Origin of the sequence: Streptomyces sp. NPDC029041, assembly GCF_040637515.1 — a bacterium.
Taxonomy (GTDB): Bacteria; Actinomycetota; Actinomycetes; order Streptomycetales; family Streptomycetaceae; genus Streptomyces.
Window position 1 is genome coordinate 1 of sequence record NZ_JBEZWO010000008.1, and the last position, 16,075, is coordinate 16,075.

Below are 16,075 nucleotides of genomic sequence, written 5' to 3' on the forward strand. Positions count from 1 at the left end.
ATCTTCATGCTGCAGAACTTGGGACCGCACATCGAGCAGAAGTGAGCTGTCTTGGCGGGCTCCGCCGGCAGGGTCTCGTCGTGGAACTCCCGTGCCGTGTCCGGGTCGAGGGCCAGGTTGAACTGGTCCTCCCACCGGAACTCGAAGCGAGCGTCCGACAGCGCGTCGTCCCACTCCTGCGCACCCGGATGCCCCTTGGCGAGGTCCGCTGCGTGGGCGGCGATCTTGTAGGTGATGACACCGGTCTTGACGTCATCACGGTTCGGCAGGCCCAAGTGCTCCTTGGGCGTGACGTAACACAGCATCGCCGTGCCCCACCAGGCGATCATCGCGGCACCGATGCCGGAGGTGATGTGGTCGTACGCCGGTGCGACGTCGGTGGTCAGCGGGCCGAGCGTATAGAACGGAGCTTCATCGCAGATCTCCTGCTGAAGGTCGATGTTCTCCTTGATCTTGTGCATCGGGACGTGGCCCGGGCCCTCGATCATGGTCTGAACGTTGAAACGCTTCGCGACCCGGTTGAGTTCCCCGAGCGTGCGCAACTCCGCGAACTGGGCCTCGTCGTTGGCGTCCGCGATCGACCCGGGCCTGAGGCCGTCCCCGAGCGAGTACGTCACGTCGTACGCGGCGAGGATCTCGCAGAGCTCCTCGAAGTTCTCGTACAGGAACGACTCCTTGTGGTGCGCGAGGCACCAGGCCGCCATGATCGAGCCGCCGCGGGAGACGATGCCGGTCTTGCGGTTCGCCGTCAGCGGCACGTACGGCAGGCGCACACCCGCGTGGACCGTCATGTAGTCCACGCCCTGCTCGGCCTGTTCGATGACGGTGTCCTTGTAGATCTCCCAGGTCAGCTCCTCGGCTCGGCCGTCGACCTTCTCCAGGGCCTGGTAGAGCGGCACGGTGCCGATGGGCACGGGGGAGTTGCGCAGCACCCACTCACGCGTGGTGTGGATGTTGCGGCCGGTGGACAGGTCCATGACCGTGTCGGCGCCCCAGCGGGTCGCCCAGGTCATCTTCTCGACCTCCTCCTCGATGGAGGAGGTCACCGCCGAGTTGCCGATGTTGGCGTTGACCTTCACCAGGAATCGCTTGCCGATGATCATCGGCTCGATCTCCGGGTGGTTGACGTTGGCCGGCAGCACGGCCCGGCCTGCGGCGATCTCGTCACGGACCACCTCGGGAGAAACGTTCTCCCGGATGGCCACGTACTCCATCTCGGGCGTGATCTCGCCGCGGCGGGCGTACGCGAGTTGCGTGACGGCCTCTCCGCCCCTGCCGCGACGCGGCTGGCGGGGCCGGCCGGGGAACACCGCGTCCAGGTTCCGGAGACCGCCCCGGGGGGAGGTGTGCTTGATGCCGTCGTCCTCGGGACGGACGGGGCGGCCCGCGTACTCCTCGGTGTCGCCGCGGGCGATGATCCAGTTCTCGCGCAGCGGCGACAAACCCCTGCGGACGTCGGTTTCGACGAGTGGATCGGTGTAGGGGCCCGACGTGTCGTACAGCGTGACCGACCGGCCGTTGGTGAGGTGCACCTGACGGACCGGCACGCGCAGATCGGGGCGGGTTCCCTCGATGTACGCCTTGTGCCAGCCGATGGACTTCCCGGCCTCCTCGGACGTCTCGTCCTGGATGGAGGCAGGCGTGCGTGCGTCCTTGTTGGTCATGAGACCTACTCCCTACGCCGGCATTACCCGGTAACAGGTTCGGCGGTCGACGCAGCGGTTTCCGTCCGGCGACGTTTCGTGTGAAACATCACTCGACTCCGGCGATGTTTCATGTGAAACATCGCTGGGACGGAGGTCAGCGCCCTCTCAGCCCGGTGCTCCGAGCTCCCGCGTGTACAAAAGGTGCCCCCACGCTAGCGGCAATTCTGGCGCGGTGAACAGAGGGCCCCCCTCGTTCTTGCGATGATCGGGCGGTGACCACGACGCAGCGTCCCTCCTTCCCACCGCCCGAGCCGCCCCGCGGATCCGGCGCCGGAAACGGCAATGGCCGTGGTGACGGCCATGATTACGCCGCCGGAGCCGGGCAGGGGCCGGCCGGGGGGCAAGGACCTGCCAGGCGGCAGAGCCCCGAGCTCGGGTACGGGCAGGACGCGGGATTCGGCCCTGGGGACCGCGGTGAGTATGGGACGGGCTCCGGCAGTGGCCGGGGTACCGGTTCTCCGGGCGGTCATCCCCGTCAGAGTTGTCCATTCGGCGGACAGGGCCCCGGACAGGGAGCCGATGGCGGGTACGGACCAGGGCCCACCGGAGGTGGCGGCCACGGCCGCGGCCGCGGCGACGGGTACGGCGGAGGCGACGGGCAGGGCCACGGGCACGGCGGTGGCCCCGGACACGGCCACGGCCAGGGTGGCGGCGACGGACAGGGCCCCGGTCAGGGCGGTGGCGACGGTAACGGCCATGGCCCAGGTTCCGGCGCGGGCGGCGGGCACGGGCACTCTCACAGTCACGGTCCGGCCACGCCGGTCTCCCAGCACCTGCGCAAGGTCATCGCGGCGATCCTCATCCCGTTCGCCGCCGCCGTGCTGGTCGGTCTCGCCGTGCTGTGGCCCGGCGGCGCTCCGGCACACGAGCGCACCGGCGTCGGTTTCGACCGGCAGACGCAGGACGCCACCGTCACCAAGGTGGTCGAGGTGAGCTGCAAGGAGGCCGGCGCTTCAGGCGTGCCGCCCACGGGTGACACCTCCACGGCCGAGGGTTCCTCCGCGGTGCAGGAGGAGAAGGGCACCTGCAAGCGGGCGACGATCCGGGTCGACAGCGGCGACGACAAGGGCCGTACGTTCACCGAGATCGTCCAGCCCGACCAGTCCCGCCAGTTGCACGAGGGCCAGAAGGTCGTGGTCGCCTACGAGCCCTCGGCCCCGAAGGACCTGCAGTACTCGGTCACCGACATCAACCGCCGGCTGCCCATGGCACTGCTCGCGGGCATCTTCGCCGTCGCCGTGGTGATCGTCGGGCGGATGCGAGGGGTCATGGCGCTGGTCGCCCTGGCCATCAGCTTCATGGTGCTGAACTTCTTCATCCTGCCCGCGATCCTTCAGGGCTCCAATCCGCTGGTCGTGGCGGTGGTGGGCGCGAGCGCCATCATGCTCATCGCCCTGTACCTGTGTCATGGCCTGTCGGCCCGGACGTCCGTGGCGGTGCTCGGCACCCTCATCTCACTGCTGCTGATCGGTCTCCTCGGCTCGGTGTTCATCGACTGGGCCGCCCTGACCGGGAACACCGATGACAACACCGGTCTGATCCACGGCCTCTACCCGACGATCGACATGAGCGGTCTGCTGCTGGCCGGCATCATCATCGGCTCGCTCGGCGTACTCGACGACGTCACGGTCACGCAGACCTCGGCGGTCTGGGAGCTGCACGAGGCCAACCCGTCGATGGGCTGGCGGGGGCTCTACCGCGCCGGCATCCGGATCGGCCGCGACCACATCGCCTCGGTCGTCAACACACTCGTCCTCGCCTACGCGGGTGCCGCGCTGCCTCTGCTGCTGCTCTTCTCCATCGCCCAGAGCAGTGTGGGAACGGTCGCCAACAGCGAGCTGGTCGCGGAGGAGATCGTGCGCACGCTGGTCGGTTCGATCGGCCTGGTCGCCTCGGTGCCGGTCACCACCGCCCTGGCGGCACTGGTGGTCTCGGCCGACCGTCCCGGCCCGGTACCCGCCCCGGAGGCCTCCACGGTCCCGGCGCGCGGGGGGAGGGGCAGGCGCCGCAAGCGCTGACGCCTGAGTGTCCAGGGCGTCCCGCCGTCGGAGGAAGATCGTAGGACGATCGCAGGAGGAAGCGTTCCTGCACGGCTCGGCGGCGCCGGGTGAAGCGTTACTCCAGCGTGCTGCCGGGCCATGTCTCAGCCGGCGCCCTGCTCGGCGAGGATGCGGTCCAGGGCCTCGTCGAGGTGCGCGTCGAAGTCGGCGAGCGAGCCCTCCTGGCCCAGCGGCACCAGCTTGTCCGTACGGTCGAGGAAAGCGACGAGTGGTGCGGTCGACGAACGGAACAGCGCCTGGTCGCTGCCCACCTGAAGCCGGATCAACACCTCGCCCAGCGCATCGGGGTCGACAGGCGTGACGCGCACATCGCCCTCCCCGCACGGCCGGCCGACCCCGTCGATCAGCAACTCCCGCCCGAAAGCCCACGTCACCGGGGCGTCACCGGGCAAGTGGAACGTCAGCCGGACGGCATAGGGATCACTGGACTCATAGCGCAGCTCCACCGGAATGCGGAAGGAGAGCTCCTCGGACACGAGAAAGCTCATCATGACCTCTGCTTGTACGGACTCGCGCATCGATAACCCCGTCAAATCGCCGTTACTGGCCGGGAACAAACCTCTGACACTTGGTGGAATCTTGCTGAACGTACACAGCAGATCACAAGGAGTGAGTTTTCACATACTGATAGAGAGCGCGAGTGAGCCGAGCCGCCGCCCCATCTCTGCCTGCAACTGCCGGGCCGCGGGCAGCAACCGGTCGGCCTGGTGTGCGGGGAGTGAGATGGCCATCGTCGCTGCCGTTGTGCCGAGGGTGAGGGGGATCGCGGCACAGACCGCGCCCAGGGCGTACTCCTGGCGCTCGGTCACCGGCTCCATCCGCCGGATCCGCTCCAGGCGTCTGAGCAGGCTGTGGTTGTCGCGCACCGTGTACGGCGTGAGGGGCTGCACGGGGTAGCGGTCGAGGTGGTCACGGCGGGCCTCCTCGTCCACCTGGGACAGCAGGCACTGCCCGACGGCGTGCGCGTGTCCGGTCTCCCGGAAGTCGGCCCATTCCTCGACGGCCGGGTTGACGGGGGTGTCGGAGACGCACATGACCTCGATCTCGCCCTCGCGGTAGACCGCGTAGTACACGGGCACGCCCAGGGTGTCCCGCCAGTGCGCCAGGGCGTCGACGATCGTGCTGCGACGTTTCTGCCGCGCCCCGCTGCCGCTCAGCCGCTCGGCCGCCTCACCGAGGAAGAACAGGCCCTTGTCCCGGCGTAGATAGCCCTCGTGCACGAGTGTGCGCAGCAGGTGATACGTCGTCGGCAGCGCCAGCCCGGTCTCACGGGCCAGTTGCTTGGCCGGGGCGCCGTACTCATGGGCGGCGACGGTCTCCAGCAGGCGCATCGCGCGCTGCACGGATCCGATCAGGGTCGGCGGAGGGGGTGCGGCAGCGGGAGGCCGTGGTCCGGAAGGCGCCGCCGAGCGAGGTTGCGCGGGGACGCTGCTGAGGTGGACGGGTGCGGTGTCAGCCGGGACCAAGGGGCTCTCCCGAAGCGCGAGGGGGCAGACCCGTGCGGAGGAACACGGGTGGGGGTGTATGCCGCTCGCGGGGAAGTCCCCGCGTCGAGTTTCGGACTCTATTCGCCTGCCACCGCGTGCAGACGGCCCCACAGGGAAACTTCCCCCGCCCGAGGGAACCGGTGATTCCAGGCGTGTCCCGCTACCCCCACCGGTTCCCCACCGGCCTCACCAGTCGCTGCGCGACGAGGAGCTCGACGTGAACTTGCGTACGACGTAGATCAGTCCGCCGACCAGGGCCACGAACACCAGCACCTTGAAGAGCAGTCCGATGACGAAACCGACCACACTGGCGATCAGCCCGCCGAACACGACCAGGGCGATGACCGGCACCGCGATCCACTTCACCCACCACGGCAGTCCCGTGAAGATCTCTCGCATCGCCCTCGTCCTTACCTCTCCGCCCGTTCGAGTGCCGGGTTCTGTCAGTTCTGTCGGATCTCTGATGTCCTGCACTCGATGCTAGGTGCGCGAGGGGGTCGAACGGGTGCCTCGCATCCCTTGTCCTCCCCTGACCGATCCCCTAGGGAACCCCGAGACGTTGCGTCAGCTCTCGGGCGGAGAGAAGACCACCAGCACCCTCAGATCCTCGGTGATGTGGTGGAACTTGTGGGCGACGCCCGCCGGCACGTAGATCACGCTGCCGCGCGCCACCTGGGTCGTCTCCAGGCCGACGGTGATCGAGGCCCGCCCGCTCACAATGAAGTAGACCTCGTCCTGCTTGTGCGGCTTCTGTGGATCCTGTTCGCCCGCGTCGAGGGCGTACAAGCCGACCGACATGTTCTGCTCCCGCAGAAACTGCAGGTAGGCGCCCTCGTTGGCGGCGCGCTCGGCCTCCAGTTCGTCCAGCCGGAATGCTTTCATCGCCTTGTCCGCCCCTGCCTCTTGTGCCCGTGTCCGATCAGGTCTGCCACGATCAGACACATGATGAATTTCCTAGTCAAGACGATCGCGAACGCGGGCGCTCTGGCGGTCGCCGTATGGCTGCTCGACAAGATCACCCTGACCGGTGACAGCACGGGCAAGGAGTTCGCCACCCTGATCATCGTGGCGCTGCTCTTCGGCCTGGTGAACTTCCTGGTCAAGCCGGTGGTCAAGCTGCTCAGCCTGCCGCTGCTGATACTGACCCTCGGCCTGTTCACGCTGGTCGTCAACGCGCTGATGCTGCTGCTCACCTCCTGGCTGGCGGACAAGCTCGACCTGAGCTTCCACGTGGACGGCTTCTGGACGGCTGTCGTGGGCGGCCTGATCATCTCGGTCGTCTCCTGGGCGCTGCACGTCATCCTGCCCGACGGGGACTGAGCGGACATGACGTACCGGGTCTGCTTCGTCTGCACGGGCAACATCTGCCGCTCGCCGATGGCCGAGATCGTCTTCCGCGCGCGGGTGGCCGAGGCCGGTCTCGACGAGCTGGTGGAGGTCGACAGCGCCGGTACGGGCGGCTGGCACGAGGGAGACGGCGCCGATCCGCGCACCGTGGCCGTCCTGGAGGACAACGGATACCCGGGCGGCCACACGGCCCGGCAGTTCCGGTCGTCGTGGTTCTCCCGCCTCGACCTCGTGATCGCCCTCGACGCCGGCCATCTGGGGGCCCTGCGCCGCCTCGCGCCCACCGAGCAGGAGGCCGCGAAGGTACGGCTGCTCCGTTCGTACGATCCCGCCGCCGGCGACGACCTCGACGTACCGGACCCCTACTACGGGGGAAGGGACGGCTTCGAGGAGTGCCTTGAGATGGTGGAGGCGGCGAGCACCGGTCTGCTCGCCGCAGTGCGCGAGGACGTGGAGGGACAGGCGGCATGAATGATTCCGCGACGGGTGCCGGGGGTGGCGGGGCAGACGCCGCAGATGACGTGACGGGGGCCGCGCGCGAGGTGACGACACTCGCGGGCCTGGCAGCGGGCGCCGGTGAGGGCACGCGTGCGGTGCGGGCCGGGCTGCCCGAGCCGGTCAAGCACGAGCCCACCCTCCCCGGCCCGGTGTTCGCGGCCCACTTCCATCTCCCGGGCGATCCGACGGGCCCCTACACCTACGGCCGCGACGAGAACCCGACGTGGACGCTGCTCGAACGTGCCGTCGGCGAGCTGGAGGCGCCCGGCGGGGGCGGCTCGGAGACGCTCGTCTTCGCCTCGGGCATGGCGGCGATCTCGGCGGTGCTCTTCTCCCAGTTGCGCACCGGCGACGTGTGCGTCCTGCCCGACGACGGCTACCAGGCGCTGCCGCTGGTCCGCGCTCAGCTGGAGGCGTACGGCATCGAGGTGCGCACGGCGCCCACCGGCGGGGACGCCCAGCTCGACGTCCTCGACGGTGCGAGGCTGCTGTGGATCGAGACCCCTTCCAATCCCGGGCTCGACGTGTGCGACATCAGGCGGCTCTCCGAGGCGGCACACGCGCGTGGTGCCCTGGTGGCCGTCGACAACACCCTCGCCACGCCGCTCGGCCAGCGTCCGCTGGAGCTGGGCGCGGATTTCGCGGTGGCCAGCGGCACCAAGCAGCTCACCGGCCACGGCGATGTCCTCCTGGGCTACGTGGTCGGCCGGGACGCCGAGGCCATGGCTGCCGTGCGCCGCTGGCGCAAGATCGCCGGTGCGATTCCCGGGCCCATGGAGGCCTGGCTCGCGCACCGTTCGATCGCGACGCTGCAGATGCGGGTCGACCGGCAGAGCGTCACGGCCCTTGCCGTCGCGCAGGCGCTGCGCGAGCGGCCCGAGGTGGCTGGGCTGCGCTACCCCGGGCTGACCGACGACCCCTCCCACGAGGTCGCCGCGCGGCAGATGCGGCGCTTCGGCTGCGTCGTGTCGTTCACGCTGCCCACCCGCGCGCGTGCCGACCGGTTCCTCGACGCTCTGCGCCTCGTGGACGATGCGACGAGCTTCGGCGGGGTGCGGTCCACCGCCGAACGGCGTGGCCGCTGGGGCGGAGACGCCGTGCCGGAGGGCTTCATCCGGCTGTCGGTGGGCGCCGAGGATCCCGAGGACCTGGTGGCGGATGTGCTGCGCGCGTTGGACGAGTCGGCCGCCTGACCACCCCCACGGACGGTCCGAGCCTCCCCCCTCGTGGCTCGGACCGTCCTCCGGTTCCGCGCGCAAGAACCGCGTGACCAAGGCTAGTTGACTCTCTGTCAGTGTCCAATCACAGTAGCGACAGGAACCTATCGACTTATTTATAGTTGAGCACCGGCCAGGGCAGGGAGCAGGGGCCGACGAGGGGAGTCCGCGGTGGATCTGGCCTTGCTGCGGACCTTCGTGACCGTGCACCGGGCCGGCTCCTTCACCCGCGCCGCCGCCCTGCTCGGCCTCTCCCAGCCTGCTGTCACCTCGCAGATACGGACGCTGGAGCGGCAGCTGGGCCGCCCTCTGTTCCTGCGGCAGGCCCGTGGTGTGACCCCGACGAGCATCGGCGACGAACTCGCCCACAAGGCCGCACCTCACCTCGACGCCCTGGTGGAGATCACCGAGACCGGGCTCGACGACGACTCCTCCTTACGGACGCTGCACCTCGCGGGCCCTTTGGAGTTCACCGCCGAACGAGCCCTGCCCGCCCTCACGGAACTGACCGGTGAGGACGGCCAGGGCTTCGCCTTGCGCGCCTCGTTCGGGACCGCCGAGGAAACGCTGGAAGGGCTTTCTGCCGGGCATCATGATCTGGCCATCAGTACGGCTCAGCCACGCGGTGCCCTGCTCACGGCGACTGCGCTCTGCGACGAGGAGCACGTTCTGGTCGCCGCCCCGCGCTGGTCCGAGCAGACCGGGCCCGGGCAGTCGGACCGCGTTCCGGAACCGGCCCTGGAGAAGGTTCCGGTGGTGGAGGTGCACGAGTCGCTGCCGTTCGTCTCCCGCTACTGGGCATCCGTCTTCGACTCGCACCCGTCCGCCCCGGGCACCGTGATCGTCCCCGACCTGCGTGCGGTCCTGGCTTGCGCGGTGGCGGGCGCCGGCCTGGCGGTGCTGCCCCGCTATCTGTGCGCGGCGGCGCTGGAGCGGGGCGAGGTCGTCGCGCTGCACGAGCCGGCGGTGCCGCCGCTGCGGACGTACTTCCTGGTGGTCCGGACCGGGACGCTTGCGATGCCCCATATAGCGCGGGCGCATGACTGGTTGCTGCGGTCCTCTGCCGACTGGTGCTGAGCCGCTCGGATCCGTGTGCCGGGTCGCGCGGACGGTGAGCTGTGGGCGCTCGGGGCCGTGTCTCACTCTGGGAGCTCGGCCGGTGACGTTTCGCGATGTTTCACGTGGAACCAGCCGGGCCACATTTCACTCATGACCGTGCGACCCGTGGTCAAGCGCACCGCCCGCGCCGTTCTGCTGGACGGTGCCGACCTGATACTGATCAAACGCACCAAGCCGGGTGTGGATCCCTACTGGCTCACCCCCGGTGGCGGAGTCGAGCCCAAGGACTCGACCGTCGTCGATGCCTTGCACCGCGAGGTGTACGAAGAGCTCGGCGCGAAGATCACCGATGTCGTGCCCTGCTTCGTGGACACCATGGAGCACATAGGAGAGGACGGCGGCGCGACCGGGGTGAAGGTGCAGCACTTCTTCGTCTGCCGTCTGGAGTCCATGGACCCCTCCCTGCGCCACGGACCCGAGGTGGACGAGCCGGTCGGCGAGTACGAGATCGTGCGCGTGCCCTTCACCCGGGTCGGAATCGCCTCCGTTCATCTCGTGCCGCTGTCGCTGCGGCACTACCTGGACGGCAACATCGAGGGCGTCCTCGCCATGCACGCGCCGGACCTGGGCTGAGACGCCGCCTGATCAGCTTCCGGCCGCGACGAGCTCCTCCACGGAGTCGTGCCGTATGCGGTCCGAGGGGATTCCGATGTCGCGCAGGGCGTCCACACCGCTGCGGATCATGCCGGGCGGGCCCGAGAGGTAGGCGTCGAACTCGTCCCACGGCCCGTAGGTGCGTATGGCGTCCGGCAGCTGCAGGTGCGCCTGCTGGTCGATGATCGCGCGGACCGAGAGCCAGGGGTGGGTCTGCTGCAGACGGAGCATGGTGTCGATGTCGTACAGGTCATGGTCGGTGCGGGCACCGTAGAAGACCTCGACCGACCGGCGGTCCCCGTGCTCGGCGACATCCTCGACCAGGGCCTTGATGGGGGCTATGCCCGTGCCGCCGCCCAGGCAGAGCAGGCCGTTGTCGGTGGTGTGGTCGACGGTCATGGAACCCGCGGGCGGGCCCAGCCGGATGATGTCGCCGGGGCGGGCGCGGTGCACCAGGGCGTTGGAGACCCAGCCGGCCGGTACGGCCTTGACGTGGAACGACAGCAGACCGTCGGACCGGGGCGCCGACGCGAAGGAGTAGTGCCGCCAGATCCGCGGCCACCACGGCGTCTCCACGCTCGTGTACTGCCCGGCCAGGAACGGGTACGGCTGGTCGGGTCGGACGGTGACCACCGCGACGTCCGGCGTTCTCAGGTCGTGCGTGACGATCTCGGCGTACCACCAGGCAGGGGCACGAAGTTCGTCCGCGGCCGCAGCGTCGATCATGACCTGGGAGATCGTGGTGTAGGCCCGGATCCAGGCCGCCTCCATCTCCGCGTTCCACACCCCGGCGGCGTACTTGCTCAGCGCGCCGATGAGGCACTCGCCGACGGCCGGGTAGTGCTCCGGCCGCGTCCCGTACTTGCGGTGACCCCGGCCGAGCTTTTGCAGGTAGTCGACGAGGACGTCCTTGTTGTCGATGTGCTCGGCGGCTGTGAGCAGCGCTCTGAGCAGCCGGTCCCGCTGGGTGTCCATAGCGGCCGGGAAAAGCGACCGCAGGTCGGGGTGGCGGACGAAGAGCAGGGCGTAGAAGTACGACGTGACCTTGTCGGCGACCGGCGCGACCTCGGCCATGGTGCGGCGGATGAGGAGAGCGTCAGGGGAGCCCTCTTCGGCCGGTGCGGTGGTGCCCTGAGTCGAGGGTGACACCGGTGCGTGTTCCTGGGCGGGAACCCGCTGTACGGGGGGAGTACGGGGAGGGGCGACGGTCGAGACGAAAGGCGTCGGGGTGAGCGCCGTGGGCGCGGGGCCCGACGGCGGGACGGTGGCCGGGCCGGAAGCCGCGGAGGGGGCCGGAGCGTGCTGTGCGGCGAGGGGGACGGGTGTGGATACCGCGTCCGGATGTTCCCGTCCTTGGTCTGGCCCACCGGGGCCCGGGCTGCCGGTCGCCGAGCCGGTGGACCCGGGCGTGGTGTGTGCCGGTGCCTCCGGGGCGGGCCCGGGCCTGCCCACCGGGCGGATCGTGGCCGGTCGACGCCCTTCCGCCGTGCTGTCCGGCGCCCCGGCGTCGGTGTCCGGTACTGGCGTCGGGATCTTGCGGGGCGTGAACCAGTCGCCCCCGCCGCCAGAAGTGCCGTTGTCGGCCGACGTGGTGGTCGGAGCGTCCATGGTGTGCCTCGCCTCGAGCATCTTTCGGTCGGTCTGCGCACTTCCGAAGCCGGAAGGTGCCTGCTTCCCCCGTGGACGGTCTGCGTTCCCATCCTTGTCGCGGCCAATACGGCCACATTCAACCCGTATTCCGGCTCCGTACGGACAAGTAAGGCGAGAGTGTGACATTGGCCGCAGTGACACTCATCGAGCTTCCCACCCGCCTGGCCACTTCCGGCGTATACCCGGAAACGCGGGTCTTAGATCTCTCCGTCCCGTTAGGCTGCATTGCCCCGCACCACCCCAAACGGGACGGGGCGTCCCGTCCCGGATGCGAACCGGACTCGACCCTACCGGCCACTGCCGTGCACACAAGTCCCCCCTCCTCTCGTCACGCATGCGCGCATGGCGCGAATCACCAAAGGCCACCAACTCTCAAGCCGTACAGCCCCGTTCAGGTGTAGACAAGACGCTCGATGTTCTTACCTGTTTCACGTGAAACGTCCGGCACTGGTCCTTGGTCTGTGCGGGCGGCGACAACTGGCCAAAAGCTCGCCCGTCTCCGCTGAAACAGGTGGACGCCGAGGGCCCTCGTCGGACAGCCTGACGTGCGTGCCGACTCCTTCCCTTGCCTCATTGCCCATCCGCCGTCTGACACTCCACGATCAAGCCGCCTGCGCCGACTTGTCCGAGGACCGGGGGTGGCCACGGGAGGAGCACAAGTGGGGCTTCCTCCTCACGGCTGGGAAGGGCTACGGCATCGACGACCCCGCGGGCGGCCTCGTGAGCGCCTGCGTCGTCACCGAGTACGGACCGCAAGTGCCCGCCCTCGCCGCGATCGGCATGGTCCTGGTCGCGGGACGGCACGCTCGGCAGGGCGTGGGACGCCGGCTGATGCGCCACGTCGTCTCGGCGATGGGCACCACGCCCCTCACCCTGCACGCGACGCCGAACGGCCGCCCCCTTTACGAGGAACTCGGCTTCAAGGTCACCGGACGGGCCGAGATGGTCTGCGGGCGCTTCACTCCCGGTGGGCCGGAGCCGGAGGTGTCCACCCGAGCCGCGACCGCCGAGGACCTCACCGCGATCCTCCGTCTCGACGAGCAGGTGTTCGGGAGCGACCGCACCCACATCGTCACCCGGCTGCCGGCCTTCGCCGACCAGTTGCGCGTGGCCGAGGACGGCGGACGGATCATCGGGTACGCGGCCGCCTGGCCCAACATGGACACCCACGTCGTCGGGCCGCTCATCGCTCGCGACACGTCGGTGGCCCAGGCTCTCATCGCCTCCCTCGCCGCCCAGACCGACCGTCCCCTGCGCACCGACATCGACGTGCGGCACGAGGAGCTCCTCGCGTGGGTGAAGGAGCGCGGCCTGCAATCCGTCGCCTTCAACGCGGTGATGGCGTACGGGATCGCCGAGTTGCCCGGCGACTGGAGCCGGCGGTTCGCACCGGTCACGGTCGCGGCCGGCTGACGAGCCCCCAGACGACGACGCCGGCTCCCGGAACAGGGAACCGGCGTCGTCGCGCTGTGAGGGCCGGGTCAGGCGAGAGCCTGCACGGCGGCCGTGGCGAAGCGGTGGTCCTGATCCGGGGCACCGCCGCCGACGCCGATCGCGCCGATCAGCCGGCCGTCGCGGTGCACCGGCACGCCGCCGGCGATGAACAGCAGCGGCCGGTCGAGCGCGGTCGGCAGCGTGTGGAAGAGGCCTCCGGGCTGCACCGCGTCCACCAGGTCGGCGGTGGGCGCGTTCAGCTGCAGAGCGGTGTAGGCCTTGCGGGTGCTGGTCTCACCGGAGATCAGCACGGCTCGGTCGTCACGCCGGAAGGCGAGCAGATGGCCGCCCGCGTCCAGGACGGTGACGCTGACGGTGATGCCTGTGACCTCGGCGGCGCGGTGGGCCGCGGCCACGAGAACATCGGCGTCCTGAGTGGTCAGCGGGGCGACTGCGGTGGTGGTGCTCATGAAGGGTTCTCCCGAAGGCTGTGCGGTCGTTGCAGGTCGTGAGGCCGATTGCGGTCGACGCGGGTCGTGGGGCCGGTGGGCCGGGTCTCGTTGCTCAGTGGTGGACGGCAGTGCGCTGCTCGGCTGGTGCGGCCTTTGTGACGACGGTGCTGGGGCCACCGGTGCGGCGCTCCAAGGCGGCCGAGAGGAAGGCCAGGACCAGAGCCGCGGCGGCCAGGGCGGCACCGACCCAGTTGGGCGCCGTGTAGCCGAGGCCCGCCGCGATCACCAGGCCACCGAGCCAGGCGGAGAGCGCGTTGCCCAGGTTGAAGGCGCCGATGTTCACAGCGGAGGCCAGGGTCGGGGCGCCGTGCGCCTGGTCGAGCACACGCTTCTGCAGCGGTGGCACGGTGGCGAATCCCAGAGCACCGATCAGCGCGATGGTGACCGCCGAGAGCAGCTTGTCGTGGGCGGTGAAGGTGAACAGGGCCAGGACGACGGCCAGGGCACCCAGGGAGACGTACAGCATGGGCATGAGGGCGCGATCGGCGAACGCTCCGCCGACCAGGTTGCCGCCGACCATGCCGAGGCCGAAGAGGACCAGCAGCCAGGTGACGGAGCCGTCGGCGAAGCCCGCGACATGGGTCATCATCGGCGCGATGTAGGTGATGGCCGCGAAGACACCGCCGAAGCCCAGGACGGTCATGGCCATGGCGAGGAGGACCTGTACGTTCTTGAACGCGGCCAGCTCATGGCGCAGACGCACGCCCTCCGCCTTGGGCATGTCCGGGACGAGCCGGGCGATGCCGGCCAGGCCGACGACGCCGAGGGCGGCGACGATGCCGAAGGTCACCCGCCAGCCGACGGACTGCCCCACGAGCGTGCCCAGCGGGACACCGACGACATTGGCGACGGTCAGACCGGTGAACATCATCGCGATGGCACCGGCCTTCTTGTCCGGAGCGACGAGGTCCGCCGCGACGACCGACCCGATGCCGAAGAAGGCGCCGTGGGCCAGCGAGGCGACGATCCGGCCGATCAGCATGACGGAGAAGGCGGGGGCCAGGGCCGAGAGCAGGTTCCCCAGGATGAAGAGGCCCATCAGCAGCATCAGCATCCGCTTACGGGAGACCTTCGTGCCGAGCACGGTCATCAGCGGCGCGCCGAACATGACGCCGAGCGCATAGCCGGTCACCAGGTAACCGGCGGTGGGGATGGACACCCCGTAGTCGGCCGCGACCTCGGGCAGCAAGCCCATGATCACGAATTCCGTCGTACCGATCCCGAAGGCCCCGATCGCCAGGGCCAGAAGCGCGAGAGGCATGGAGGGGTTACCTTCCCAGACGATTGCAGGAGCGCTTAACGTGCTCCCACAATAGTTGCAGACGCGGGCTATATGCAAACGACGTCAATTGCGGGACTGCTCTATCCTGGGTGTCAGCCGCTCCGGGACGGAGGAAACGCCAATGACAGCGACGGACCCCGCGCTCACCGCTCTCGCCCAGAGCTGGTGCGCTCTCTCCCTTCTCCACGGGAGGATCGAGGCCCACATCGAGCGCGCCCTGCAGGCCGGGCACGACCTCAGCGCGCGCGAGTACTCCCTGCTGGACGTACTCAGCCGGCAGCACGACGGCGACGGGGGGCATCTGCAGATGAAGCAGGTAGCCGACGCGGTCGTTCTCAGCCAGAGCGCCACCACGCGCCTGGTCACCCGACTCGAAGACCGGGGCCTCCTGGAGCGCTACCTGTGCCCCACCGACCGCCGGGGCATCTACACCAACGTCACCGCGGCAGGCCTCGCGTTGCTGGAAGCGGCGCGTCCGACCAACGACACCGCCCTGCGCGAGGCCCTCGACGAAGCGGCGAAGAACTCCGAGCTGGCACCGCTGGTCCGAGTCGTGGAGACGCTGAAGGCTCCCGTGCCCGCATAGGGCGCCCGAGCACGGGCCGCCGCGCGGCATCTGCCCACCGGCCGGCTGTGCGTAAGGTGCGTCCATGGAAGATCTTGAGATACGGGCCGCCGCAGCCGATGACGTCCCGGCGATCGTCGCCATGCTTGCGGACGACCCCCTGGGCGCACAGCGCGAGTCACCGAACGACCTCGCTCCGTACCTGGCCGCGCTGGAGCGCCTCAGCACCGATCCGAATCAGCACGTGGTCGTGGCGGTCCGGGAGGGCAGGGTCGTCGGCACGCTCCAGCTCACGATCATTCCCGGGCTCTCCCGTCGGGGTGCAACCAGGTCGATCGTCGAAGGGGTGCGCGTCCATGCGGACGAGCGCGGCAGCGGCCTGGGAACACAGCTCATCGAGTGGGCGATCGAAGCATCCCGGAACGAGGGGTGCCAGCTGGTCCAGCTGACCTCTGACAAGACCCGCGCCGACGCCCACCGCTTCTATGAACGGCTTGGATTCACGGCCTCACACACGGGCTTCAAGCTCCAGCTGTGACCGAGCGGTGGGGGGGGGGGGGGGTGTGGGTGGAATAGACGCCGCCCACCCCCCGCCGGTAACACA

The 16,075-nt window shown here is 69.4% G+C and carries 17 protein-coding genes and 1 riboswitch; of the genes, 9 read left to right on the top strand and 8 right to left on the bottom strand.

Going from position 1 to position 16,075, the window contains the following annotated elements:
- Positions 1-1,664 (bottom strand): phosphomethylpyrimidine synthase ThiC (gene thiC, locus AB0F04_RS21265; RefSeq protein ID WP_362043541.1); only part of this gene is annotated, 1,664 nt, incomplete at its 3' end.
- A riboswitch (TPP riboswitch) is annotated at positions 1,657-1,846 on the bottom strand. It overlaps the preceding gene by 8 nt.
- A 72-nt stretch (positions 1,847-1,918) precedes the next feature.
- Here thiC and AB0F04_RS21270 point away from each other — a divergent pair.
- Complete coding sequence (locus AB0F04_RS21270; protein WP_362043542.1) at positions 1,919-3,724, top strand: YibE/F family protein; 1,806 nt, start codon at positions 1,919-1,921, stop codon at positions 3,722-3,724.
- A gap of 125 nt (positions 3,725-3,849) precedes the next feature.
- Here the strand turns inward: AB0F04_RS21270 and AB0F04_RS21275 are convergent, their stop codons facing one another.
- The 4 genes from AB0F04_RS21275 to AB0F04_RS21290 all read right to left on the bottom strand — a co-directional run bounded on the left by AB0F04_RS21275 (position 3,850) and on the right by AB0F04_RS21290 (position 6,135).
- Positions 3,850-4,284 (bottom strand): SsgA family sporulation/cell division regulator, encoded by a 435-nt coding sequence (locus AB0F04_RS21275; protein ID WP_030849994.1) that lies wholly within the window; start codon positions 4,282-4,284, stop codon positions 3,850-3,852.
- Between the two features lie 99 nt (positions 4,285-4,383).
- Positions 4,384-5,121: an IclR family transcriptional regulator C-terminal domain-containing protein gene (locus tag AB0F04_RS21280; RefSeq protein ID WP_362044256.1), complete on the bottom strand. Its 738-nt coding sequence runs from the start codon at positions 5,119-5,121 to the stop codon at positions 4,384-4,386.
- Between the two features lie 318 nt (positions 5,122-5,439).
- Positions 5,440-5,652 (bottom strand): DUF5326 family protein, encoded by a 213-nt coding sequence (locus tag AB0F04_RS21285; protein WP_020271174.1) that lies wholly within the window; start codon positions 5,650-5,652, stop codon positions 5,440-5,442.
- 165 nt (positions 5,653-5,817) lie between these two features.
- A complete protein-coding gene (locus AB0F04_RS21290) occupies positions 5,818-6,135 on the bottom strand; it encodes a cupin domain-containing protein (RefSeq protein ID WP_362043543.1) in 318 nt (105 codons plus the stop codon).
- A 60-nt stretch (positions 6,136-6,195) separates the two neighbouring features.
- On the opposite strand from AB0F04_RS21290, the gene AB0F04_RS21295 reads away from it, so the two are divergent.
- The 5 genes from AB0F04_RS21295 (at position 6,196) to AB0F04_RS21315 (ending at position 10,007) form a co-directional block, all read left to right on the top strand.
- Complete coding sequence (locus AB0F04_RS21295) at positions 6,196-6,573, top strand: phage holin family protein (protein WP_053670114.1); 378 nt, start codon at positions 6,196-6,198, stop codon at positions 6,571-6,573.
- 6 nt (positions 6,574-6,579) lie between these two features.
- Complete coding sequence (locus AB0F04_RS21300; protein WP_362043544.1) at positions 6,580-7,071, top strand: low molecular weight protein-tyrosine-phosphatase; 492 nt, start codon at positions 6,580-6,582, stop codon at positions 7,069-7,071.
- Positions 7,068-8,291: a cystathionine gamma-lyase gene (locus AB0F04_RS21305; RefSeq protein WP_362043545.1), complete on the top strand. Its 1,224-nt coding sequence runs from the start codon at positions 7,068-7,070 to the stop codon at positions 8,289-8,291. The genes AB0F04_RS21300 and AB0F04_RS21305 overlap by 4 nt, the downstream gene beginning before the upstream one ends.
- 195 nt (positions 8,292-8,486) lie before the next feature.
- A complete protein-coding gene (locus AB0F04_RS21310) occupies positions 8,487-9,392 on the top strand; it encodes a LysR family transcriptional regulator (protein ID WP_362043546.1) in 906 nt (301 codons plus the stop codon).
- A gap of 132 nt (positions 9,393-9,524) precedes the next feature.
- On the top strand, positions 9,525-10,007 hold the full coding sequence (locus AB0F04_RS21315) for an NUDIX hydrolase (RefSeq protein ID WP_053670118.1): 483 nt from the start codon (positions 9,525-9,527) through the stop codon (positions 10,005-10,007).
- A 12-nt stretch (positions 10,008-10,019) separates the two neighbouring features.
- Here AB0F04_RS21315 and AB0F04_RS21320 read toward each other — a convergent pair whose 3' ends face one another.
- Positions 10,020-11,636: a globin domain-containing protein gene (locus AB0F04_RS21320; RefSeq protein WP_362043547.1), complete on the bottom strand. Its 1,617-nt coding sequence runs from the start codon at positions 11,634-11,636 to the stop codon at positions 10,020-10,022.
- Positions 11,637-12,227: 591 nt separating this feature from the next.
- Here AB0F04_RS21320 and AB0F04_RS21325 point away from each other — a divergent pair.
- The gene (locus AB0F04_RS21325) at positions 12,228-13,091 is read left to right on the top strand and encodes a GNAT family N-acetyltransferase (RefSeq protein ID WP_362043548.1); all 864 of its coding nucleotides are present in this window, start codon (positions 12,228-12,230) and stop codon (positions 13,089-13,091) included.
- Between the two features lie 68 nt (positions 13,092-13,159).
- Here AB0F04_RS21325 and AB0F04_RS21330 read toward each other — a convergent pair whose 3' ends face one another.
- Positions 13,160-13,582, bottom strand: a complete 423-nt coding sequence (locus AB0F04_RS21330; RefSeq protein WP_362043549.1) for a heme-binding protein — start codon at positions 13,580-13,582, stop codon at positions 13,160-13,162.
- Between the two features lie 94 nt (positions 13,583-13,676).
- On the bottom strand, positions 13,677-14,885 hold the full coding sequence (locus tag AB0F04_RS21335; RefSeq protein WP_362043550.1) for an MFS transporter: 1,209 nt from the start codon (positions 14,883-14,885) through the stop codon (positions 13,677-13,679).
- 142 nt (positions 14,886-15,027) lie between these two features.
- Between AB0F04_RS21335 and AB0F04_RS21340 the strand changes: the two genes are divergently transcribed.
- Positions 15,028-15,492 carry a MarR family transcriptional regulator gene (locus tag AB0F04_RS21340; protein WP_362043551.1) on the top strand — a complete coding sequence of 155 codons (465 nt, stop codon included), beginning with the start codon at positions 15,028-15,030 and terminating at the stop codon, positions 15,490-15,492.
- A 64-nt stretch (positions 15,493-15,556) separates the two neighbouring features.
- A complete protein-coding gene (locus AB0F04_RS21345) occupies positions 15,557-16,009 on the top strand; it encodes a GNAT family N-acetyltransferase (RefSeq protein WP_362043552.1) in 453 nt (150 codons plus the stop codon).
- Positions 16,010-16,075: the final 66 nt, after the last annotated feature.